We start from the raw sequence: 23931 nt of genomic DNA, 5'->3' as shown, positions 1-23931 counted from the left end.
AGCTTCACGGCTTACCCGTGGCCGCTGCCGAAGCCGCTGCCGCCGCTTCAGGCTCGACGATATCGCCACCGAGCAGATGCACCCCCTCTCGCAGCTTCACGAACGCCGCGGCGACGGCTTCCGGTTCACCCTTCACACCCAGATCGATGTGATGCCGCGCATACACGCCGCCGCGCTCCGCATCCCCGACGCTCGGCAGGCTGAACACCCGCACGCCCGGAAAATCGCGCTCGATTTTCTCCATCAGCGGCGTCACGCGCGACTCCGGCAACTCGAACACCAGCAGCGATTTTTCAGCGTGCGGCGTCGTGTGATGCAGATGCGCGTACCGCGTGTCGAGCACCCACTCGATCATCGGCCAGGCCATCACCGGGAAACCCGGCACGAAATGGTGTTGGCGGATCGAAAAGCCCGGAATCTTGTTGTAGCCGTTCGGAATGATGTCGGCGCCCTGCGGGTACGTGCCCATATTCAGGCGATGCCGGTTCTCGGGCGAGTTCAGATCGAGCGGCGCCGGCGAGTTCGCCGGATACATGTCGCGGATACGCTCCTGAATCAGCTTCGCGGCTTCCGGATGCAGCTCGAGCGGCACGCCGAGCGCGGCCGCCGCGCACTGGCGCGTGTGGTCGTCCGGTGTCGCGCCGATACCGCCCGTCGAGAACACGATGTCGCCCGACGCGAACGTGCGCCGCAGCGTCGCCGTGATGCGCTCCGGATCGTCGCCGATGTACTCCGCCCAGCCGAGCGACAGCCCGCGCCCGCGGAGCAACTCGATGACCTTCGGCAGATGCTTGTCGACGCGTCTGCCCGAGAGGATTTCATCGCCGATGATGATGACGCCAAATGCCATTGCCGCCTCTTTCGTTTGATCAATAGGGAACCGGCGCGACCTCGCGCGCGCCACCAGGCGCTTCCGCCCGCATGCGCTGCAGCGCGCGCAGGCAGTAGTTGCCGAACCATAGCGCCGAGAACACGAGGATGAACGCGTAAATCCAGATCGTCACCGTCGTGATCACCGGGAACAGCACAATCAGCCATACCGACGACGCCCACAACAGCGTCGGCAGCGAACCTAGCAGGCCGCTCACGATACCGATCAGCAGCAACGGCAGCCGGTGGCGCCGCACCAGTTCGCGCCGCTCGTCGCGCGTCGCATGCAACGAGAGCGCGTCGTAGGTCATCACGCGATACGTGAGCCATCCCCACAGCAGCGGCGGAATCAACGCGAAGAACGGCGGCACGAGCCACAGCGGCAACGTGACGATCAGCAGCGCCAGACACAGCAGCGTGGTCCAGAGCGCCTGACCGAGGCTACCGTACCACGTTCCGCCGTGGCGCATCTCCAGCCCGGCGAACTGGCGGGCCGCGAGAAAGCGGATCACGGCCGGCATCGACAGCATGGCGATCAGCAGCAGCACCGTGACGACGATCAGCGGGATCGCCATCGCAATCACGATGAACGGCGCGATGACCGCGTGCAGCGTCGAAAAACCGAGCACGTCGAACAGATGATAAAGCGTGGCGGTGAAAGACCAGTCGTCGAGCCAGGTGCGGGTCGCGCCGGTCAGCGTCTGCCAGAAGAACCACAGGAGTACGCCCCAGCCGACCGTCGCGACGATAAACGGTTTGAAGGTCAGCCAGAGCATGCGCGGATGCAACGCGCTTGCGAGTGCGCGCCCAAACGAGCGCAACAGATCATTCATGCGAGCCAGTGCCTGCGAACGAAACGATGGACGGGAGAATCGCGCCGCGCCCGGGCCAGGCATGCTGGGGCACTGGAGGGTGCGCTCGAACGTGCACAGCATAAACCAAGGGACGCGCCGCCGGCGGAAGCGAGCAGCACGGCGGAGTGCGCGCTCGAATGGATCCGCAGTGGACTCAGAACGGACTCTGAACCGACTCAAACGGCAGCGGTGTCGTTGCCGGGTGCGCGGCGCTTCGATACGAGGCGATGCGCGATGCGCACGAAGGCGAACCAGTGCTGCTCCCAGAATCCATCGCCATAGCGGCGGCCTTCGAGCTGATCGCTGATACCGGTCGGCTCCATATCACGGCTCCACGACACGCTGCGGAACAACATGTCCCACCACGGGAACAGCACGCCGAAATTGCAACCGTATTTGAGCCCTTCATGACCGTACCCGATCGCGTGGTGACGGCGGTGGAACGCCGGGCTGACGAGCAGCCGCTCGCCGAGCCAGCCGTAATACAGGCGGATGTTCGCGTGCTGCACGCTTTGCGCGAGATTCGTGATCGCAACCAGCACGACGAACTGCGACGGCGGCACACCGATCGCGAGCGCGATCATCGCGAAGAACGACGCCTGCAGCAGATCGTCGAGCAGATGGTTGCGATCGTCGGACCACAGCGACATCTGCCGCTGACTATGGTGTACCGCATGCAGCTCCCACCACACGCCGACGCGGTGCTGCCAGCGGTGATACCAGTAGCCGGCGAAATCGAGTACGAGCAGATACATGACGAACGTGACGAGCGGCTGCGTGGTCACGCCGGGCCACAGGTTGTCGAAGTTCAGGTTCGCGATGCCGTGCAGCCGCAGCCAGCCTTGCACGTTGTCGAAGAACGGTTGCAGCGCGAAGAAAAAGAACAGGTTCAGAATGCCGAGCTTGGCGATCCACGTGTACAGCACGTCGACGCGCACGGCCTTGCGGTTCTCCCATTGCTCGACCGGGCGCAGCGCCTCGAGCGGACGCAGGATCGCGTACATCGCGAGCACCTCGAGCACACCGACGATGACCCAGTACAGGCTGTCGTAGGTGTCCTCGTCGTAGTCCATCAGATCGAACCGGAACAGCAGCGGCTGCACCACGTCGACGTACAGCCACGTCTGCGCGGCTGAAACGAAGCTGTCGAGTGAGGAGAAAATCAGATGGAACATGATGCTGGCCTGTTACTTCATCCTTGGTGGCTCGTGGCGTCCTGGCTCTGCCCTGTTGCCCTCAGGCACTGTCGGGCGCCCTCAGGCCCCTCAAGCGCCGTTCGGCGCCGTCACCGGCGCGCGGTCGAAGAAATAGATGCCGTGCGGCGAGCGGCCCACCGCAATGGTCTGGATCAGCTTGCGCGTGTTGAGATCGATGATGCCAACATGCTTCGCGAAGCGGAAGGTCACCCACAGATAGCGTTTGTCGGCGGAAAGTTCCATATCGTCCGGTCCCGGCATCAGGCCGGTGATGTCGCCGACGTTGGTGAGCGTGTCTTCGTCGATGATGCTGATCGTGCTAGCGACGCGGTTCGACACCGCGACATGCTTGCCGTCGGCGAGCGAGCGGAAATTGTGAGCGCCCTTGCCCGTGTGAATTGTCTTGACGACCTTCTGGTTGCGCCAGTCCACCACGGCGACGCAGTCCTCGCCGGTCATGCCGACGAGCAGGTACTTTTCCCCCGGCGTCATCCACAGACCCGCGGGCACCTTGCCGACCTTCATCTTCCATTTGACGGTTTGCGTGGGCAGGTCGATGGCGGCGAGCTCGCCCGAGATCTGCAGCGAGACGAACACCGTCTTGCTGTCATTCGAGAACGCCATGTGGCTCGGCATCACCGCGAGCGGCAGCCGTGAAGCCAGCGTCATCTGGTTTTTCTGGTTGTCGTAGTGATAGATGTCGAGTCGATCGAGCCGCAGTCCCGTAGTGACGAGCCACTTGCGATCAGGCGAAAAACCGATCTGATAGGGATCTTCGATGTTCTCGACCCAGCGCTGTAACTGCCCCGTTTTCGGATCGACGAACATCAGGCTGTTCGACACCGAATTGGCGACGATCAGCGAGGAATTGTCCGGCGTGGCCATCAGGTGATGCGGTTCCTTGCCCGTGGGCACGGTGCCGATGACCTGATGGCTGTTCTCGTCGATCAGGCTCAGCGTGGCCTCGCCGGAATTGAGCACGATCACGTTATTGGCGTGCGCCGCTGGAGAAAAAAAGCCTGCGGCGGCGACCAGCACCGCGGTCGCGGCGAACGTGGCACTCAAGCCGGGAAGAAAAAATTGACGCATGAAAACTCGCTTCGGAGAACAACGGTCATTGTAGAACGTTTGCCGGTCCGGGCGGTTGACGTAAGTCACTGGCGACGACCGAAAAATGACGGGTGCGATGAAGCGCGGCCGCGTGCGGGAGGTTTCGTCTGCCACGTCCGGTTTGATGCTCGCGCCGCGGGTTTTCGAGTGAGGAATCAATGTGCTCTCCCTGTCAGGGTCAATCATGCATCAGCCACACGTTAAAATCGCGCAAATGATTAGCGGGAACAATAAGAATACTCCTCTTTCCTTATCAATAAAAACCTAGCCGTATTAATATATTTTTTAGCCCGATTGAATTTCGGAGTTTGCTGATATCTGAATTGCACGCGGACATCGGAGAATTCTCCATACGCGCCGCCCCGGTAGCGCCTCCCCCATGAATCCCGAGCGTACATCGCCGGGCTGACGCGCGCTCGGCCAAATAACGCAAGCCTTACCAATGACCGGCGTTTTTGTATTTTCAATATTTTCAAACCCACCAGGCAATAACTTCACGTCAAAGTCGGAATACGCGCTGCGTGCCACTAACTACGTGCCACTAACTACAATAATGCGGAGGATTTTTAATTGATGAACAAGAATATTTCGATAATTCGCCATACCACGTCTCAAATAAAAGTCGCAGCGCCGCGAACTGCCTGCCTGCAAACACACCGTGCTTCCGCGCGCCAGAAAAGCATCGCACGGGCGGTTCGAAGTACCGCGGGTGTTGCAATAGCGGCGGCGGCCCTTTACGTCACGGAAGCGACAGGCGCCGGCGTCGATTCCGTCGAGGTAGGCACGGCCAGCGCGCCCGGCGACATCGCGGTCGCGATAGGCGCACAGGCCACCGCAAGCGGCGACTCATCGCTGGCGGTCGGCTCGCAGGCGAACGCGCAAAACGACGGCACGATCGCGTTAGGGGCGAACGCCACGGCGCACGGCGATAGCGCCGTCGCCATGGGCCTCTCCTCTTCCGCACAAGGCGAAGGCGCGAGCGCCTTCGGGCCTTATGCGAATGCGCAAGCGGAACGCGCGACCGCGCTCGGTCTGAACGCGTCGGCGCTTGGCGTCGACTCGGTCGCAGCGGGCTCCGGTTCAATAGCGGCGGACTCGGCCGCCTCCGCGTTTGGCTCCCTATCCACGGCAACCAGCGTCGGATCGACCGCGCTCGGCTATGTCGCGCAGGCCGGAGGCGCCAACTCGCTCGCCGCCGGAGCATGGGCCTCGGCGCTCGCGGACTCGAGCGTCGCGCTTGGCAGTAATGCCGTCGTCAGCGGCGTCGGCGCCATCGCCCTCGGCGTTGCCGCGCAGGCACGCGGCGCCTACGCCAGCGCAATCGGCTTCGGCGCAACGGCCGCGGGAGCCGGCGCGATCGCGCTCGGCAGCAACGCAAACGCGAGCGCCGACAATAGCGTCGCGCTAGGCGCCAACGCCAGCACCACGACGGACCTGTCGCAAAGCGCGTTTGTGCCCGTGGGAACGGGCGCCACCCCGATCGCGGCCTCCAGCGCGACGGGCGAAGTCTCGCTCGGCTCGGCGAACAACGAGCGTCGCCTGACCAACGTCGCCGCGGGCGCCGCGCCCACCGACGCGGTCAACGTGAGCCAGTTGAGCGCGGTCGACAACAAGGTCGATGCACTCGCTCAAAGCAGCGCGCTGCATTACTTCAGCGCTGCTGACCCGGTCGACGGCTCCAACGAGGCGCTCGCAGACGGCACGCACGCGCTTGCCGCGGGCAGCAACGCCAGCGCTATGGGCAGCAACGCAACCGCATTCGGCACCAGCGCCAGCGCCAGCGCATCCGACTCGACCGCGATCGGCGCGGGCGCTGTCGCCGGCACGGCCGACGCGACCTCGCTGGGCGCCTCAGCGTCGGCCTACGGCTCCGGTGCGACGGCGCTCGGCTCCAACGCCACGGCGAACGGCGCCGGCGCCCTCGCGCTCGGCTCCGGTGCCAGCGCAGCCGCCGACAACGCACTTTCGCTCGGATCTAACTCGAGCGCGCTAGTTGCAAACTCCGTCGCGCTCGGCCAGGGCTCGATCGCCGATCGCGCGGGTACCGTGTCGGTCGGTTCAACGGCCAACGAACGCCAGATCACCAACGTCGCGGCTGGCACCGCCGACACCGATGCGGTCAACGTCGCCCAGCTGAAAGCGGTGAGCGACCAGAGCAGCGCGACCGCAGCGAAGCTCGACGGCGCGGTCATGTACGACACGAACGCCGACGGCAGCATCAACCGGAACAGCGTTACGCTCGGCGGCGATACCACGGAGGGCACCGTCATCCACAACGTCGCGGACGGCGTACAGGCGTCCGACGCGGTCAACCTCGGTCAGCTGAACGCGGCGCTCGAAGGCGCGATCAATAACGCGACGATCGGCCCGGCCGACGCGTTGTTCAGCGCGGCAGGCGATAGCGCGACTGAGAGCGCGCAGGCGTCCGGCGCGCACGCGATTGCGGCCGGGGCGAACGCGCGGGCGAGCGGCGTCAACACGGTCGCCGAGGGTGCGAACGCAGAGGCGGCCGGCACGAACGCGATTGCCGTCGGAGCGAATGCACAAGCAAGCGGCGCCAACGCGGCAAGCATCGGAGCGAACGCCATCGCCAGCGGCAACAACGCGACGGCGGTCGGTGCCGCAGCCAGCGCGAGCGCCGACAACTCGGTGGCGTTAGGCCAGGGCTCCGTCGCCGACCGAGCGAACACGGTATCGGTTGGCGCGGCGGGCCAGGAACGCCAGATCGCCAACGTCGCGGCCGGCGTACGAGGCACCGACGCGGTCAACGTCAATCAGTTGCAGCAAAGCGTGAGCGGCGCGATCAGCGCGTCGAATCGCTATACCGACGACCAGATCCGCTCCGCCCGTCGGGACAGCTACGGGGGCACGGCATCGGCGCTCGCGATGGCAGCTTTGCCGCAAGCGGTCCTGCCGGGACACGGCATGGTCGCCATGGCGGGTGGCACGTACGGCGGTCAATCTGCGCTCGCAATCAGCGTGTCGCAGTTGTCGGACACCGGCAAATGGATCTACAAGGTCCAAGGCAGCACCGACTCTCGCCGACAGTTCGGTGCATCGATCGGCGCGGGGATGCATTGGTGAAATCAGCTCGTGCGAACGTATCGGACCGAGTCCGGCCGCGGCGGCGTTCAGAGGACGCTCGGTGTACCCCGCGCGCACCGGTGCGCGGGCCCGCTCATCGGCCGCGGCGCACACCCAGTGTCCAGCGTCCGCGAGCGAGCGCCCTGGCTTTAGCGCTGCATCGACTCCCACACCTTGTGCAGGCGCTTCACCGAAACCGGCATCGGGGTGCGCAACTCCTGCGCAAACAGCGAGATGCGCAATTCTTCGAGGAGCCAGCGGAATTCCGCAAGCCGCGGATCCACGACGCCGCCGCGCTGCGACACCGCGCGCTGATAGTGCTGCAGCAGCGGCTGGAATTCGGCGAACTGGCGCGCGTCGCGTATGGCGTCCGCGCGCAGCTTGTCGATACGCAGCGCCATCCCCTTCAGATAACGCGGGAAATGTGCGAGTTGGGCATACGGCGTATCGACGACAAAACGCTTGCCGATCAGCGCATCGAGCTGATTCTGCAGATCGGTGTACGCGGCCACGAATGGCTTCGCCTGCAGGAGCTTCTTCGTCAGGCTCGCGTATTCGCCAAGAATCTGACCGACCAGCCGCGAAATTTCCTGCGCGAGCAACGTGAGGCGGCTACGCCCTTCGTCGCGGCGGACATGGAAGCTCGCATCGTCGTCGGGCAGCGGATCCTGCAGACACGCGCGGTCGAGTGCGGTGTCGATCAGCTGATCGCGCAGCTCCTCCTGCGTGCCGCGCGGCATGAACTGCATGGCCATTTCGCGCAGGCCTGGCAGATTCTTCTCCAGATACTTGATCGGCTCCTTCAACTGCAGCGCGAAGAGCCGACGCAAGCCCGCCCGATGAATCCGCGCGGCTTCTTCCGGCGAATCGAACACCTCGACGTCGCAATGGGTGCCACGGTCCACGAGCGCCGGGTAGCCAAACAGCGTCTGACCACCACGGCGAATTTCGAGCAACTCGGGCAACTTGCCGAAATTCCACGTGGTCAGGTTTTCATACAGCGCGGTGGCTGGTGCGCCTTCGGGTGTCGCGGGTTGCGGCGCGGCCGCGCCCTTGCCGCGCGACGCGCCACTCTGAGCCAAATCTGGAGAGCGTGCAGGTGCCGCAACACCGCCGCCGCCCGCGTCGGCCAAGGCGGCGCCCGCCGCGCCCGAAACGAGCTTCTGGAAATGCTGCTGCGCCTGAGCGCCGAGCTCGGCGCGCAGTTGCGACAAATTGCGCCCCATCGCGAGCTGCCGGCCATGTTCGTCGATGACCTTGAAGTTCATGAACAGATGCGCGGGCAGCGTCTCGAGCTTGAAGTCGGACTGCTTCATCGTGACCTGGGTCTGCTCGCGCAGGTCGGCGATCAGCGCCTCGAGCAAGCCTCCTCCTCCGAAGCGCTGTGCGCCGTGCCGTTCGGCGAAGCCCGCCGCGTACTCGGGGAGCGGCACGCAATGCCGACGCAGCTTTTGCGGCAGCGACTTCAGCAGCAACTGCGCCTTTTCTTTCAGCATCCCGGGCACGAGCCACTCACAGCGGCGCGCGTCGACCTGGTTCAGCGCGTACAGCGGCACTGCGAGCGTCACGCCGTCGCGCGGCGTGCCCGGCTCGAAGTGGTAGGTCAGCGCCATCTCGATGCCCGCCATCGTCAGCCGCTTAGGGAACAGATCCGTCGTGACACCCGCCGCCTCGTGCCGCATCAGATCGTCTCGGGACAAATACAACAGCCGCAGCTTGTCCTCCGCCTGGCCGCTCTTTTCGACCTCGTCGCGATACCAGCGCTCGAACGCGGCGCCGGTATGGATGCCGTCCGGCAGCGCCTGATCGTAGAACGCGTAGATCAACTCGTCGTCGACCAGCACGTCCTGGCGGCGCGACTTGTGCTCGAGCTGCTCGATGTCGGCGAGCAACTTGCGGTTGTGCGCGAAGAACGCAAGCTTCGTGTCGAACTCGCCTTCGACGAGCGCACCGCGAATGAACAGCTCGCGCGCCCGCGCCGGGTCCTGCTTGCCGAATGCGACGCGCCGCCGGTGATAGATCGGCAGGCCGTACAGCATCGCGCGCTCGAACGCGGACACCTGCGCCGCGCGCTTTTCCCAATGCGGCTCGGACAACGACTTCTTGAGCAGATGCGCGCCGACCTTCTCGACCCACTCCGGCTCGATTTTCGCGATACAGCGCGCGTACAGACGGCTCGTTTCAACGAGCTCGGCGGCCATCACCCACTTGCCTGCTTTTTTCACGAGCGCCGAGCCGGGCCACAAGTAGAACTTGATGCCGCGCGCGCCGAGGTAGTACGGCTCGTCGTCGGCTTTCAGGCCGATGTTGCCGAGCAAACCGGTCAGCAGCGCCAGATGGATCTGCTCGAATGTTGCCTCCGCTTCGTTCAGCCGCCAGCCGTGCTCGCGCACCACCGTCAGCAGCTGCGAGTGGACGTCGCGCCATTCGCGCAGCCGCAGTTGCGACAGGAAGTTCTTGCGGCACTCGTCCTGCAGCTGCCGGTTCGATTTCTTGTGCGCGATCGCTTCGTCGAACCAGTTCCAGATCTTCAGCCACTGCAGGAATTCGGAGCGCTCGTCGGCGAACCGGCGATGCGCCTGGTCCGCCTGCTCCTGCGCTTCGATCGGGCGATCGCGCGGGTCCTGCACGGACAGCGCACTCGCGATGATCAGCACTTCCTTCAGCGCCTGCTGGTCGCGCGCGGCGAGGATCATGCGGCCAACGCGCGGATCGAGCGGCAGTCGCGCGAGTTCGCGGCCGAGCGGCGTCAGGTGGGTGTCGTCGTCGACGGCGCCGAGCTCGTTGAGCAACTGGTAGCCATCGGAAATCGCACGGCCCGGCGGCGGTTCGATAAACGGGAAGGTTTCGATCGCCGTCAGATGCAGCGACTTCATGCGCAGAATCACCGAAGCAAGCGACGAGCGCAGAATTTCCGGATCGGTGAAGCGCGCGCGGCCCTGGAAGTCGCTGTCCTCATACAGACGAATGCAGATGCCATCGGCGACCCGGCCGCAACGCCCTGCGCGCTGGTTCGCGGCGGCCTGCGAAATCGACTCGACCTGCAACTGCTCGACCTTGTTGCGATACGAGTAGCGCTTCACGCGCGCAAGGCCGGTGTCGACCACGTAGCGGATGCCGGGTACCGTCAGCGAAGTTTCGGCGACGTTGGTCGCGAGCACGATGCGGCGCGCGTTCGACGCGCGGAACACGCGCTCCTGCTCGGCGGCCGAGAGCCGCGCGAACAGCGGCAGGATCTCCGTGTGGGGCGGATGATGTTTGCGCAGCGCCTCGGCGGCGTCGCGAATCTCGCGCTCGCCGGGCAGGAACACCAGTACGTCGCCGGGGCCTTCGCGGCACAGTTCGTCGACAGCGTCGACGATCGCCTCCATCAGATCACGATCAGTCTCGCGCTGCGTCTTCGGGCGCTCGCGGCCAGACGAGGTTGCACCCGAGGTCCCTTGCGCCGCCTTGACCGCCGGGCTGTCCTCGACGACCGGACGGTAACGTACCTCGACCGGATACATCCGGCCGCTCACTTCGATCACCGGCGCGGGTTTGTCGTCGCTGCCGAAATGACGCGCAAAACGGTCGGCGTCGATCGTCGCCGAGGTGACGATCAGCTTCAGGTCGGGACGCCTGGGAAGAATCTCCTTCAGGTAGCCGAGCAGAAAATCGATGTTGAGGCTGCGCTCGTGTGCTTCGTCGATGATCAGCGTGTCGTAGGCATTCAGCAGCGGATCGGTCTGCGTTTCCGCAAGCAGAATGCCGTCGGTCATCAGCTTGACCGATGCGCCCGGCGCGAGGTTGTCGTTGAAGCGCACCTTATAGCCGACCACTTCGCCGAACGGCGTGCCGAGTTCCTCGGCGATACGGCGCCCGGTCGCCGACGCAGCGATCCGGCGCGGCTGCGTATGGCCGATCAGACCATTGCCGCCGGCACCGAAACCACGGCCAAGCGCGAGGCAGATTTTCGGCAACTGCGTGGTCTTGCCCGAGCCGGTTTCGCCCGACACGATCACGACCTGATTCTCCGCGATCGCCCGCGCGATCTCGTCGCGACGACCGGAGACAGGAAGCGCTTCGGGAAACGTGACCGGTGGAATCGGATTCGGCTCGACGACCCGCGACGGCCGCGCTTCGCGCGGCGCGCGAGGTTGTTCCTTGCGCGGCTCGCCCGATTGTTTGTCGCGCGATCCGTGACGTTGCTCGCCTCGGGTCGATCCGCGTTGTTGCTCGCTACGTGGCCCGCGATCTCCCTGTTCGTTGCGAGACGCACGACGCTGTTCAACACGAGGCGTGTCCGAGCGCGCGTCGCGGATTTCATTGCGCTGCTCGCTTTGCCGCGCATCACCTCCCTCGTCGCGAGCCTGCTTGCCATGCTCACCGCGAGGCGCGGCCGAAGGCGTATTGCGGCTCCCTTCAGGCGGCACCTTTCGCGCAGACGCGCCCGCCCCCCGACGCGCGTCACGCGCCTGATCGGGTTTCGCATCCTGCGCTGGCCGGCGCATCGTGTCGCCGGGGTTGGCCGGCTCGCCGGCCGACGCCGGTTTCTCGTTCGCCCCAGCGGGACTTTTGGGTACATTCGACATGGGGGCGCATTATAATCCCCGGCATGAATTCCCAAACCGACCTCGTCCCCGCGCCCGCGAGCGTCCCGGCCCCCGCCGACTCGCCGGAAACCCTCGCCCAGCACGCGCAATTCGTCGACTGGATGCGTTCCGTCGCCCCGTATATCCACGCGTTCCGAAACAAGACATTCGTCGTGGGTTTCGGCGGCGAAGTGGTGCATCAGGGGCTGCTGAATGCGCTCGTGTCCGACATCGCGCTGCTGCAGGCAATGGGCATCCAGATCGTGCTCGTGCATGGCTCGCGCCCGCAGGTCGAGGAGCAGATGAGCCTGCACGGCGTCGAATCGGAGTTTTCACACGGCATGCGCATCACCGACGCGCGCGCGCTCGAGTCCGCGAAGGAGGCGGCTGGCGAAGTGCGTCTCGACATCGAAGCCGCGATCAGCCAGGGTCTGCCGAACACGCCAATGGCGCACGCGCACATCAGCGTCGTATCGGGCAACTTCGTGACGGCGCGCCCCGTCGGCATTCTGGACGGCGTCGACTTCCAGCACACGGGCCTCGTGCGCAAGATCGACGCGGATTCGATCCGACACTCGCTTGCGAGCCGCAAGCTCGTGCTGCTGTCGCCGCTCGGCTTCTCGCCCACCGGTGAGGCATTCAATCTGTCGATGGAAGACGTGGCCTCGGCCGCGGCGATCGCGCTGCGCGCCGACAAGATCGTGTTCCTGACCGAAACGCCGGGCCTGATGGAAACCGGCGAAAGCGGCACCGAGCTGATCCGCGAACTGTCGCTCGACGACGCCTACAAGCTGCACGAAAGCGGCGAAGTGACTGGCGACGCCGCGTTCTACCTGAAGCATTCGATCCGCGGCTGCCGCGGCGGCGTGCCGCGTGCGCACATCATCCCGTACGCGCTCGACGGCAGCCTGCTGCTCGAACTGTTCCTGCACGATGGCGTCGGCACGATGATTTCGTACGAGAACCTCGAAAGCCTGCGCGAAGCAACGCCGGACGACGTCGGCGGCATTCTCGCGCTGATCGAGCCGCTCGAAACAGACGGCACGCTGGTACGGCGCGGCCGTCACCAGATCGAACGCGATATCGACCATTTCTCGGTAATCGAGCACGACGGCGTGCTGTTCGGCTGCGCGGCGCTGTATCCGTATCCGCAGGAGCGCATCGGCGAAATGGCGTGCCTGACCGTCGCGCCCGAAGCTCAAGGCACCGGCGACGGCGAGCGCCTGCTCAAGCGCATCGAACAGCGCGCGCGGGCACGCGGCCTCACGCGCATTTTCGTGCTCACCACGCGCACCGAACACTGGTTCCTGAAGCGCGGCTTCGTCAAGGTTACGGTCGACGACTTGCCCGAAGACCGCCGCCGACTCTATAACTGGCAGCGCAAATCGCTCGTGCTGATGAAACAGCTTTGAGTACTTCGTGATCGCCCCCATCTGATCCGAACCGGCGTCTGCCCGCCCCACATCGATTACAGGAGAAGCACAGCATGACTCGTATGGTTCAATGCGCGAAGCTCGGCAAGGAAGCCGAAGGCCTCGATTTCCCGCCGCTGCCGGGCGAACTCGGCAAGCGGATCTACGAAAGTATCTCGAAGGAAGCCTGGCAGAGCTGGTTGAAGCAGCAGACCATGTTGATCAACGAAAACCGCCTGAACATGGCCGATCCGCGCGCGCGGCAGTATCTGATGAAGCAGACCGAAAAGTTCTTCTTCGGCGAAGGCGCGGATACCGCGTCGGGCTACGTGCCGCCGTCGGCCTGAGCTTGCCTCGTCGAGGACGACACGACACGACGCGTCGCCCAAACCGAGCAAACACACGCCTGAAAGTCCGCGCCGCAAGCGCGGATTTTTTTCGCACCAACATCGGCCGCGCATCGCGCCCGCCGCTCGCGTCGTCTTCGCCTCAAAAAGCGCTCGCCAATGTTCTAAGCGGTCCGTTTTTCAGGGCCGTTCCGACCCCGCCAGATCTCCCGTCCCGCAACGGATCGAGTCCCATTGGCGGCCCCGCCTCGCACTGCCGATTTGCATGATCCTCTGGCATCGTGCTAACATGTGCCCTCGTTTCAGCCGCAATTCACCTTCATTCGTGTTCTTTCAAGTTGGTTCATCGTGTGTTTTTCCGCGCACGCGCCATCCTGAATTGAACTGTTTTTAAACAAGAAGGCTCGTCGGTCGTTTCCCCGCCTAAAGCGGAAAATTCAAGACCGGCCTTTTTCGTTTCAAGCCTTCAGTGGCGCATGGGTCAGTTTCCCGCCAGCCCCGCGTCCCTCATGCATCTGCCCCCCTTCCACGGCCACGCAGGTGCAACAGTCAGCACAATCTAGTCGAGTGTTTTTTCGCGAACTTACCGCGAGGCACGGGCGTTTGCTTCTTTTCGCCATCCGTTGCGCCGCCGGATAACCGGTGCCGCGAATAGTCTCGCCTTGCTCACGAAATTACACTTCCCAGCAAAACCGTGGCGGAACGCATCACGAGTTTCGTCGCAGTCATTGGAGTTTCAACCTTGACCGCTTCCAGCAACGGCTTCTGGCGACATCACAAACCGGAACAGCGTCTTTCCCTCGACGACATCACCGTCGTCGATCACTCCCTCCTGAAACGGGCCGTCGGCGCCATGGCGCTCGGCAACGCGATGGAATGGTTCGATTTCGGCGTGTACAGCTACATCGCGGTCACGCTCGGCAAGGTGTTCTTCCCCTCGTCGAGCCCTTCGGCGCAACTCATTGCGACCTTCGGCACGTTTGCCGCGGCGTTTCTCGTGCGGCCGATCGGCGGCATGGTATTCGGGCCGCTCGGTGACCGCATCGGCCGTCAGCGCGTGCTGGCAATGACGATGATCATGATGGCCGCGGGCACCTTCGCGATCGGCCTGATCCCCAACTACGCGACGATCGGCATTCTCGCGCCGGCGCTGTTGCTGCTTGCGCGCCTCGTGCAGGGCTTCTCGACCGGCGGCGAATACGGCGGCGCCGCGACCTTCATCGCCGAATTCTCGACCGACAAGCGCCGCGGCTTCATGGGCAGCTTTCTCGAGTTCGGCACGCTGATCGGCTACGTGCTCGGCGCGGGCACGGTCGCGCTGCTGACGGCGACGCTGTCGAATGACGCGCTGCTGTCCTGGGGCTGGCGCGTACCGTTCCTGATCGCCGGACCGCTCGGCCTGGTGGGTCTCTACATCCGCATGAAGCTCGAGGAAACGCCCGCGTTCAAGAAACAGGCCGAAGAGCGCGAAGCCGAGGACCGCGCGCTGCCCAGCCAGTCGTTGCGCCAGCTGCTCGTGCAGCAGTGGAAGCCGCTGCTGCTGTGTGTCGGCCTCGTGCTGATTTTCAACGTGACCGACTATATGGCGCTCTCGTATCTGCCGAGCTATCTGTCCGCCACGCTGCACTTCAACGAAACGCACGGTCTATTCCCCGTGCTGCTCGTGATGATCCTGATGATGCCGATGACGCTCGCCGCCGGCCGTCTGTCCGATGCGATCGGCCGCAAGCCCGTGATGCTGCTCGGCTGCGTCGGTCTGTTCGCGCTGTCGATTCCCGCGCTGCTGCTGATTCGGATGGGCACGGTGCTGCCGGTGTTCGGCGGTCTGATGATTCTCGGCGTGCTGCTGTCGTGCTTCACCGGGGTGATGCCGTCGGCGCTGCCGGCGCTGTTCCCGACCCGGATCCGCTACGGCGCGCTCGCGATCGGCTTCAATATCTCGGTGTCGCTGTTCGGCGGCACGACGCCGCTCGTGACCGCATGGCTCGTCGACCGGACCGGCAATCTGATGATGCCCGCGTACTACTTGATGGGCGCATCGCTGATCGGCATCGTGTCGGTGCTCGCGCTGCGCGAAACCGCGCGCAAGCCGCTGCTCGGCTCGGGTCCGTGCGTCGCGACGCGCGCTGAAGCGCACGCGGTGCTGCGCGGTGAGCGCGAGGCCGAGGAGATGGATGAACGGTTCGCGGCGGCTGCGACCGCGCGTGCCTGACCTGCGCAGTCATCACGTCAGGCGTAGTTTCTGAAGCGGGCCGGCGACATTCGCCGGCCCGCTTTTTTACGTCAACAGCGAATCGAACGTCGCGCCAACCTGCGCGCCTTCGACGGTCAGCGTGCCCGCGCACACCGGCAGCCTGAAGCGCCGCGGCCCCGCGCTGCCAGGATTGACGTACAGCACGCCGTCGCGCTCGGCGATCGACGGCTTGTGCGAGTGGCCGCTCACCACGACGCGAATGCCATCGTGCTGCGGCACGCAGCCCAGCTCGGCGATGTCGTGCACGACCAGAATCGTCACCTGCTGGATCGTCAGCCGCGCATGCGTCGGTAGAGACGCGGCCCAGTCACCGGTATCGTTGTTGCCGCGCACCGCGGTGAGCGGCGCGATCCGCGCGAGCGCGTCGAGCACGTCCGGGTTGCAGATATCGCCCGCGTGAATGATCGCGTCGCAGCCGTCGAGATAGCGCAACGCTTCGGGACGCACGAGGTTGTGCGTATCCGAGATGAGCCCGATGCGGGTAGCGGTCGAAGGTGAGCGATGTGAAGCCATGCGCAGTCTCACTCGGTCTGCGGCTGCGCCAACTCTCGCGCCGCCGCCTGGGCACGGCGCTGCCCAGCCAGCATGCGCCGCGTCAACCCCTGCACGACGACCGACACCACCGCCGCGCACGCAAACCCCGTCGCCACACCGTAGTGCGGCAGCAGCATCGCCGTCACCGCGAAGAACGCCGCGAACGAGCCGCGCCCGACCACCATACCGCGCATCAAGAGCGCGACGAAGTCCGCGCCGTGCGCACGCTGCGCCGACACCGCGAGCACGATGCCGAGCAGCGGGAACACCGACACCACGCCACTCCACGCCGCGCCCATCGATGCCGAGGCAGCCGTCACCGCGAGCGTCAGCAATGCGCCCGCGAGCATCCGCACGGCCAGATCCGCGCGCCCGACGCGCGCCGCCGGCACATGGCCCGTCGCGCGCGGCAAGCAGCTCTGCGACACCGCGACGGCCACGCACGCCGCCGCCAGCGCCCACCCAAGCGAGCCGGGCATCCGCACAATCAGCAGTCCCGCGCCGAGCCAGCCGGCCATGCCCGCGACCAGTGCGAGCGGCCAGTCGAAGCGTCGGCAGCTCCATCCGTAAGCAAGATTGAATGCCTCGGATGCGGCGATCGCCGCAACCGACGCCGCCGACGCCTGCGCCGCGAACGCCGGCCCGCGCTCGACTGCGAGCAGCAGCATGATCGGTCCGGCGACGACCGGCAGTCCCGCGAGCCATCCCGCGACCGACGGCCCCCAGACGCGCGCGGCCGCCGTCAGCGCGGCGAGAAAGGCCGGCACCAGCACGAGCTTCAGCGCGAGCAGCATGCTCAGGCCTCCAGCACGTGTTCGATGCGACGGTCCGGTACGAACCACCACGCGGCGGCGAGCGCGTACAGCACGGCCGACGCCCACGGCACGACGAACGCGAGCCCGATGCCGGTCAGGTAAATGACGACGGAGACCTTGCCCTTGAAGTCGTTGCCGAGCGCTTTGGCCAGCGTCGAGTCGTGTCCATGCTGCGAAATCAGCGTGCGCGTCAGGATGAAATACGCGATCGCCGCCATGAACAGCACGATGCCGTACATCGCGGTCGGCCACGCGGCCAGATGGTTTTCGCCGACCCAGTGCGTCACGGCCGGCAAGAGGGATAGCCAGAACAGCAGATGCAGGTTCGCCCACAACACCTTGCCGTTGACCTTCTGCACCGCATGGAACATGTGATGGTGATTGTTCCAGTAAATGCCGACGTAGACGAAGCTCAGCACGTATGCGCAGAATACCGGTACGACCGGGCGCAGCGCCGCGAGATCGTGGCCTTCGGGCACCTTCAGCTCGAGCACCATGATCGTGATGATGATGGCGATTACGCCATCGCTGAAGGCTTCGACGCGTCCCTTGCCCATGCGAGTCCCGAAGATCAATGCGGTGGGGCGCACAGCCCGCCTTCGCCTTGCGCGCGGGCCGCGCCGCTGCCGATTATCGGTGATGGTGTGAGGATTTGTCGATGCGCGAGAGCCGGACGCGCGGATGGCTCGATCCGCCGCGGCTCACGGGTAATGGACGGCGAGCCACACGCTCGGCTCGGTGTCGCTCGTCCATGCGACGCGGTGGCGGCAATGCGCCTCGATCAGCACGTGATCGCCGGGCTTCATCCGATGCGGCTCGGGGTCGCCGTCGAATTCCAGTATCGCCGCGCCGGTGAGCAGCACGACCCATTCGGCGCGCGGGCTCTCGTACCAGAAGCCGGGCGGACTCGCCTGCCCGGTCGAGACGATCCGCTCGATCGTCACGCCGCCCCGCTCGACGAGCGCGTCGACCTGCTCCTCGGGCGTCGTCCCCAACTGCGCGACGAGGTCGAACAGATTGCCGCTGTTACGTGCGGGTTTGAGCGGGCCTGTCATCAGCGTGTCGCGCCAGCGTCAAGGCAGTTCATTGCATCGGCTTGAGCCCATCGAGCAGCGTCGGCACCAGTTCGCTGATGGTCGGATGCACGTGCATGGCGTATTGCAAAGTCGGATACGGCGCGCCTGCGGTCATGATGTCGACGAACGTATGGATCGCCTCGTCGCCCTCGATGCCGTGAATTGCCGCGCCGAGTATCTGTTTGCTGTTCGCATCGACGAGCGCCTTCATGAAGCCGTCGGTCTCGCCACGCTCGCTCGCACGGCCCACGCGCGACATCGGCATCGTCGCGATCAGCGCTTCGCGGCCGCTGTTGCGCACCTCCTGCTCCGACATGCCGACGCGCGCGAGCGGCGGATCGACGAACACCGCATACGTCATGATCCGCGTGTCGACGCTGCGCGCGCCGCCGTCGAGCAGGTTCGCCGCGACGATCTGGTAGTCGTCGTAGGACGTGTGCGTGAACGCGCCGCGACCGTTCACGTCGCCGATCGCCCAAACGCCCGGCACGCTGGTGCGCAACTGGCCGTCGACGATGATCGTGCCGTGCCGGTCGGTCTCGATGCCGGCGACGTCGAGGCCGAGATCGTCGGTATTCGGCCTGCGGCCGGTGGCCAACAGCAGGTGCGACGCCTCCATGGCCGGGATGTTCTGCTCGAAGCCGATGCACACGTCGTTCGCATGATGCGCATGCGGCTCGACGCGCGTCGGCTGCACGCCGAAATGAAACTCGACGCCCTCGCGCGCGAGCACCTTCTGCACCGACTCCGCGAAATCGGCATCCTCGCGGTTCAACACGCGCTCGCCGCGCACCAGCACACTGACGCGGCTCCCGAAGCGGCGAAACACCTGCGCGAATTCGAGCGCGATATAACTGCCGCCGACGATCACCAGATGATCCGGCAACGCGGTCAGTTCGAGCAGCGTCGAGTTCGTGTAGTACGGAATCCGCTGGATGCCTTCGAGCGGCGGCACGACGGCGCGCGTGCCGGTGTTGATGAAGATTTCGAACGCGCTGAGCTCGTTCAGCAATTCCCCGTCGCGCCCGCAGATAGCGAGCGTGCGCGCGCCGGTGAAGCGCGCGTGGCCGTTGAACACCGTGATGTTTTCCGTGCCGCGCAGCCATTTTTCGACGCCGCTGCGCGACTCTCCGATGATCCGGTCCTTGCGCGCCTTCACGGCCGCCAGATCGACGCCGACCGAACCCACCTGCACGCCGAGCTCCGCCGCATGGTGCGCAACGTGCGCCGCGCGGGCGCTCGCCACATAGGATTTGGTCGGCGTGCAGCCGACGTTCACGCAAGTGCCGCCGAACTCCGCGCGTTCGATCACCGCGGTGCGGCGCCCGCTTTGAGCGAGGCGCACGGCGAGCGGCGAACCGCCTTGTCCGGTACCGATCACGACTGCGTCGAAGTGCTGTGGCATGGCAACTCTCCCCGGCTGGGTGCAGGTCGTAGCATCTTACGCTTAGTGCCACGCGCTGCCATGTCATGTCTGGTTGTGCGGGCGCTTTGGCGACGGCCCGTCTTCCCACGCGCCGCGCGCGAGGCGGCGCCAATCAGTTGGGATTACTGCGTATGCTGCGCGGGAAATCTCAGGCGTGGCAATGAACCGCGCAAATCAACTCGCGCGAACGTTGCAGTGCGGCCTGCGCGCCGCGCGCCGCGAACACCCAGCCGACCTGGCCGAGATTGAAGTCCTGCGACACCATCACCTGCATCAGCGCGACCATCGGCAGTACGACCGCTGGCCGGTAAAACTGGTTTCTGATCAACTCTGACATGACGACCCCCAAACGCGGGGCGCCGCTTCGGCACCGCGCACCAATAATGTTTCGATGGGGGAATTTTAGGGAGTGCGTCGCCGCCGATAAATAGCGGCAACGCGAAGTCACTTGTTCGGCAATCTGAACAATCGCGTCAGGACGCCTTCGCCATGCCGATCAGCTGCGCGTCGTACAGCGTGCGCGCATACGCGCTCGCGCCGACCGGCCGGCTGTACAGGTAGCCCTGCTGCTTGTCGCAATCGATCGCGCGCAGGAACGCCGCCTGCTCGACGGTCTCGACGCCCTCGGCGGTGACGTTCATGCCGAGCGAGTGCGCCATCGCGACGACCGCCTGCGTGATCGCGACCGAATCGCGATGATCGGGCAGCCCCGCGACGAACGAGCGGTCGATCTTCAGGTTATGCAGCGGAAAGCGCTTCAGGTACGACAGCGACGAATAACCGGTGCCGAAATCGTCGACCGAGACGCGCACGCCCATTGCGTTCAGCGCGCTCAGCATCGGCAGCACGGTATCGCTGTCGCTCATCAGCAACCGCTCGGTGATCTCGAGTTCGAGCGCGGCCGGTTCGAGCCCGGACTGCGCAAGACAACGTTCGATGCGCTCGAGCAGCCCGTCGTTGAACTGCCGCGGCGACAGATTGACCGCGACGACCAGATGCGGCGCGAGCGAGCGCCGCCACTGCGCGACCTGCTGGCAGGCGTGCTCGAGCACCCAGTCGCCGATCTCGACGATCAGCCCGGCATCCTCGGCGACCGGAATGAATTCGCCCGGCGACACGTTGCCCAGCTCGCTGTTGTACCAGCGCAGCAGTGCTTCCGCACCGATCGTGCGGCCGCTCTGGCTATCGACGATCGGCTGGTACACGAGGCTCAGCTCGTTGGCCGCGAGCGCGCGCCGCAGCGACTGTTCGATCGTGAAACGCCGCTGCAGATGCTGGTTCAGCTCGGCGGTGAAGAACTGGAAGTTGTTGCGGCCCCGCTGCTTCGCGTGATACATCGCCGAATCGGCGTTGCGCATCAGCGTCGCGACGTCCTGGCCGTCTTCGGGAAACAGGCTGATGCCGATCGACGCGCCCAGGTAGTACTCGTTGCCCGCCACCGCGAATGGCACCGCGATCATGTCCAGAATGCGGTGCGCGAGGCCGATCAGCTCGCCGGTATTGCCGTACGCACTGGCGACGATCACGAACTCGTCGCCGCCGACGCGCGCCAGCGTGTCGCCGCACCCGACGCAGGCCGACAGCCGTTCGGCGACGCTGCACAGCAAGGCGTCGCCGGCTTCGTGACCGGCGGTGTCGTTGACCTTCTTGAAGCTGTCGAGATCGACGAACAGCACGGCGACGCTGGTGAGCTCGCCGTCATGGTCGCCGGCGGCGCACGGCGCGAACAGGTCGCGCATCCGCTCGGTCAGGTAGGCGCGGTTGTAGAGGCCGGTCAGCGAATCGCGCGTGGCGAGGTACTTCAGCTGGCGCTGCGCCTCGCGCACCGGCCCGATGTCGGAAAACGAAATCAGCACGGAGTCCGGCTCGCTGTCGCCGGGCCGCAGGATCGGCACGACGTTCTGCGTGATCCACACGACCTCGCCGCCGATCAGTTCGAGGCCGACCGTCACGCCGAGCATCGGCTTGCCGGTCGCAAAGACCTGCGAGACCGGACGGTTGACTTCGCCGATGACCGAGCCGTCCTCGCCGAACGCGCGTGTCATCACGGTCCGCATGCTGCTGCCGACGACCTCCGGTGTCACGTGCAGCATGCGCTGCGCACTCGGATTGCAGGCGAGCACGATGCCGGTGCGCGACTGCACGACGATGCCCTCGCTGAGATGATCGACGACCAGCCGGTGACGCTCCTCGCTATGCGCGAGGCGCTGCGCCATCGCGTCCTGATGGACTGCGAGGCCGACGCTGCCGCCGATGTCGCGCAGCATCGCCTCTTCCTCGGGGGTCGGACAGCGGGTGGCGCGGTAGTAAACGGCGAACGCGCCGAGCACGATGCCCGCGTCGTTTTCGAAGGGCACGGACCAGCATGCGCGCAAGCCGTGCGGCAACGCGAAATCGCGGAAGTTTTCCCACAGCGGATCGGATTCGATGTCGTCGACGATCACCAGACGCCGCTCGAACATCGCCGTGCCGCACGAGCCGACGCCCGGACCGATCGCCGCGCCCTCGATCGCGGCGCTGTACGCGGGCGGCAGCGACGGCGCGCCGCCGACGCGCACATGCACGCCGTCCGGGTCGAGCAGCAGGATCGAGCAGCACGCGCCGTCGCCGAGCAGCGCCTCGGCGCGACGGCAGACTTCGTCGAGCAGTTCGGGCAGCGGCGTGTTGCGGGTGATCAGCCGCAACACGCCGCGCTCGGACGCGAGTACCTCCTCGGCCCGTTCCGGCCGATAGCGGCCGCCCTCCGGCGCAGCTGTCGTTGTGCCACGTGATGTTGCTTCGCAAATCATAGTTGCGCCCCCCAACCCAACATCGGCAAGTTAGTGTACGCGGCACACCGGGGTTTACGCTAAGTCCAGCGTGAAAATCTGCCATGCATCGCGTGCGGACGGCTCCGGTGTGGCGTGCCAGCATCGGTTGATGCCGGTACGACGGGCGACGGCAGTGCGGGCGCCGTCTGTTCGTGGCCCGCAGGCGCCGCGGCGGCTCGACGCTGGGCCGGCAGTTGCGCGACGATCGGGTAGTCGGCCGCAGGGCCCGCGCGCAGGTTGGACCCGCTGTTCGTATAGGCCTGTGACTGCGCGCTGGCCGCGCCGGGTAAAGTCAGAAGGCCCGCTGCCATGCAAAGACCGATCACGAGTCGTCGTTGCATTCGTTCTCCCTCTTTCGATGGCCGCCTTTGACCACGCCGGCCCAAGTGCCCCCACTTCCATCATATAGACGTTGCGCCTACTTCATGACACGCGAAGGTGCGCGAGCGCCGACCTGGGCCGGCAGCCCGCGCGGCAACATCTGGTAACGACCCGCCCGAATTCCCGCGTTGTTCGGACGTCCGCGAGGCGCGCGACCGGTCGATCATCGGCGGCATGATCAACCGATGCACCGCCCGGACCCTGATGACCCTCTTCCGCCCCCTCCTGATCGCCGGACTGCTGCTCGCGCATCCGTACGCCAACGCTGCGAGCTTCGATTGCCAGCGCGGCCGCTCGCCGGCCGAGCGCATGATTTGCGGCGACGCCGCCCTGTCGACGCTCGACGACACGTTGGGCCAACTCTACTGGAAGGCACGTCGGCGAGTCGCCCAGCGCCGCGCGTTCATCGACGACAACGACAGCAAGTGGGCCTGGCGCGAAGCGAACTGCCGCGACGCCGCGTGTCTGCGGACGTGGTACGCGACGCGTATCGACGAATTGCAGCGACTGCTGGCGAGCCTGCCGAGCGGCGCGCGGCACGCGGCGTCCGTGGATGCGGATGCGCACTCCGACCCGTCGACGCTGCAATGCACGGCCGCGCAGCCCGACCTTGTGGTGAACGAGCAGTGTGCGAGCGTGATCGGGCAGTCCAGCAAGCGGTGGAAGTATCAGCCAGGCGATGCCGACTGGTTCTGCGGCGTCGCCACACTCGAGGCGGCGGACATGGCGCCATCGCGATCACAACCGCAGGTGCAGGCGAGCGTCGGGCAATGAGACGGCGGAGCGCGCTGACTACGACAACAATCAACCCGTGCGCCGGATCAATTGCGCGCCGGTGGCAGTTGCGCCGGGACGCTCAGCCGGCGGCCGACGGCTCGCCGCCCTCGCTCGTGCCGAACAGCTCCGCGCAAAGCTGCGCGCCGATTTCACTCAGCGACGCGGCTCCGGTGCCATCGTCGTGGCACATCGTATCGACGAGACCGCTTCCCGAGAGCGCCGTCAATTGCCGCCGCAAGCTGCTCATCGGCACGCCGGCCTGCTTCGACAGCTTCGCGAGCGACCACGCGCGCCAGGGTGTCTCGCGATGCGCGCGCCATAGCTGCGCGAGTATCGCGGCGAGTTGCGGGTCGATGTCGTCGTCATCCATGTCGGTCTACCTGTCGTGATGTGTCGTTTGGCATCGCCGTAGCG

At 65.6% G+C, this 23931-nt stretch carries 18 protein-coding genes and 1 pseudogene; 5 read left to right on the top strand and 14 right to left on the bottom strand.

All coding sequences use genetic code 11. The features are described 5' to 3' along the window. Positions 1 to 4: 4 nt before the first annotated feature. The 4 genes from HDG34_RS27135 to HDG34_RS27120 form a co-directional block, all read right to left on the bottom strand. The gene (locus HDG34_RS27135) at positions 5 to 850 is read right to left on the bottom strand and encodes a molybdopterin-binding protein (protein WP_184063872.1); all 846 of its coding nucleotides are present in this window, start codon (positions 848 to 850) and stop codon (positions 5 to 7) included. Positions 851 to 869: 19 nt separating this feature from the next. After that, positions 870 to 1703: an EI24 domain-containing protein gene (locus HDG34_RS27130; RefSeq protein ID WP_184048089.1), complete on the bottom strand. Its 834-nt coding sequence runs from the start codon at positions 1701 to 1703 to the stop codon at positions 870 to 872. A 197-nt stretch (positions 1704 to 1900) separates the two neighbouring features. After that, positions 1901 to 2899 carry a sterol desaturase family protein gene (locus HDG34_RS27125; RefSeq protein WP_184063869.1) on the bottom strand — a complete coding sequence of 333 codons (999 nt, stop codon included), beginning with the start codon at positions 2897 to 2899 and terminating at the stop codon, positions 1901 to 1903. 90 nt (positions 2900 to 2989) lie between these two features. Further along, entirely contained in the window at positions 2990 to 4009 is a 1020-nt protein-coding gene (locus HDG34_RS27120; protein WP_184063866.1) for a beta-propeller fold lactonase family protein, read from the bottom strand. A gap of 594 nt (positions 4010 to 4603) precedes the next feature. On the opposite strand from HDG34_RS27120, the gene HDG34_RS27115 reads away from it, so the two are divergent. After that, positions 4604 to 7114 carry a YadA family autotransporter adhesin gene (locus tag HDG34_RS27115; RefSeq protein ID WP_184063864.1) on the top strand — a complete coding sequence of 837 codons (2511 nt, stop codon included), beginning with the start codon at positions 4604 to 4606 and terminating at the stop codon, positions 7112 to 7114. Between the two features lie 149 nt (positions 7115 to 7263). Here HDG34_RS27115 and hrpA read toward each other — a convergent pair whose 3' ends face one another. Continuing rightward, on the bottom strand, positions 7264 to 11685 hold the full coding sequence (gene hrpA / locus HDG34_RS27110; RefSeq protein ID WP_184063861.1) for an ATP-dependent RNA helicase HrpA: 4422 nt from the start codon (positions 11683 to 11685) through the stop codon (positions 7264 to 7266). 23 nt (positions 11686 to 11708) lie between these two features. Between hrpA and argA the strand changes: the two genes are divergently transcribed. The 3 genes from argA (at position 11709) to proP (ending at position 15656) form a co-directional block, all read left to right on the top strand. Further along, positions 11709 to 13097, top strand: coding sequence for an amino-acid N-acetyltransferase (gene argA, locus HDG34_RS27105; RefSeq protein ID WP_090800877.1), 1389 nt, complete (start codon positions 11709 to 11711; stop codon positions 13095 to 13097). Between the two features lie 74 nt (positions 13098 to 13171). After that, positions 13172 to 13444 carry an oxidative damage protection protein gene (locus HDG34_RS27100; RefSeq protein WP_026225286.1) on the top strand — a complete coding sequence of 91 codons (273 nt, stop codon included), beginning with the start codon at positions 13172 to 13174 and terminating at the stop codon, positions 13442 to 13444. A gap of 742 nt (positions 13445 to 14186) precedes the next feature. Then, entirely contained in the window at positions 14187 to 15656 is a 1470-nt protein-coding gene (gene proP / locus HDG34_RS27095) for a glycine betaine/L-proline transporter ProP (RefSeq protein ID WP_184063859.1), read from the top strand. A gap of 66 nt (positions 15657 to 15722) precedes the next feature. Here proP and HDG34_RS27090 read toward each other — a convergent pair whose 3' ends face one another. From HDG34_RS27090 to HDG34_RS40240, 8 genes and pseudogenes are all read right to left on the bottom strand, one after another. Further along, positions 15723 to 16211, bottom strand: a complete 489-nt coding sequence (locus tag HDG34_RS27090) for a metallophosphoesterase family protein (RefSeq protein ID WP_184022172.1) — start codon at positions 16209 to 16211, stop codon at positions 15723 to 15725. Positions 16212 to 16219: 8 nt separating this feature from the next. Further along, complete coding sequence (locus tag HDG34_RS27085; protein ID WP_184063856.1) at positions 16220 to 17026, bottom strand: hypothetical protein; 807 nt, start codon at positions 17024 to 17026, stop codon at positions 16220 to 16222. Positions 17027 to 17028: 2 nt separating this feature from the next. Beyond that, positions 17029 to 17604 carry a TMEM175 family protein gene (locus HDG34_RS27080; protein WP_184022166.1) on the bottom strand — a complete coding sequence of 192 codons (576 nt, stop codon included), beginning with the start codon at positions 17602 to 17604 and terminating at the stop codon, positions 17029 to 17031. Between the two features lie 144 nt (positions 17605 to 17748). Then, positions 17749 to 18102, bottom strand: a complete 354-nt coding sequence (locus HDG34_RS27075; RefSeq protein ID WP_184063853.1) for a cupin domain-containing protein — start codon at positions 18100 to 18102, stop codon at positions 17749 to 17751. Between the two features lie 28 nt (positions 18103 to 18130). Then, positions 18131 to 19528, bottom strand: a complete 1398-nt coding sequence (locus HDG34_RS27070) for an FAD-containing oxidoreductase (RefSeq protein WP_184063850.1) — start codon at positions 19526 to 19528, stop codon at positions 18131 to 18133. 169 nt (positions 19529 to 19697) lie between these two features. Continuing rightward, a complete protein-coding gene (locus tag HDG34_RS27065) occupies positions 19698 to 19886 on the bottom strand; it encodes a hypothetical protein (RefSeq protein ID WP_184063847.1) in 189 nt (62 codons plus the stop codon). A gap of 136 nt (positions 19887 to 20022) precedes the next feature. After that, on the bottom strand, positions 20023 to 22338 hold the full coding sequence (locus HDG34_RS27060) for a bifunctional diguanylate cyclase/phosphodiesterase (protein ID WP_184063844.1): 2316 nt from the start codon (positions 22336 to 22338) through the stop codon (positions 20023 to 20025). A 209-nt stretch (positions 22339 to 22547) separates the two neighbouring features. Further along, positions 22548 to 22700: pseudogene (locus HDG34_RS40240) on the bottom strand (peptide-binding protein); the annotation flags it as partial. A 244-nt stretch (positions 22701 to 22944) separates the two neighbouring features. On the opposite strand from HDG34_RS40240, the gene HDG34_RS27050 reads away from it, so the two are divergent. Next, a complete protein-coding gene (locus tag HDG34_RS27050; RefSeq protein WP_184063839.1) occupies positions 22945 to 23514 on the top strand; it encodes a lysozyme inhibitor LprI family protein in 570 nt (189 codons plus the stop codon). Positions 23515 to 23596: 82 nt separating this feature from the next. On the opposite strand, the gene HDG34_RS27045 is transcribed toward HDG34_RS27050, so the two are convergent. Further along, a complete protein-coding gene (locus tag HDG34_RS27045) occupies positions 23597 to 23887 on the bottom strand; it encodes a helix-turn-helix domain-containing protein (protein WP_184063836.1) in 291 nt (96 codons plus the stop codon). Between the last annotated feature and the right edge of the window lie 44 nt (positions 23888 to 23931).

Origin of the sequence: Paraburkholderia sp. HC6.4b, from assembly GCF_014200875.1 — a bacterium.
In the GTDB taxonomy this organism is placed as follows: domain Bacteria; phylum Pseudomonadota; class Gammaproteobacteria; order Burkholderiales; family Burkholderiaceae; genus Paraburkholderia; species Paraburkholderia tuberum.
This window is presented reverse-complemented; position numbering and strand designations above follow the sequence as displayed.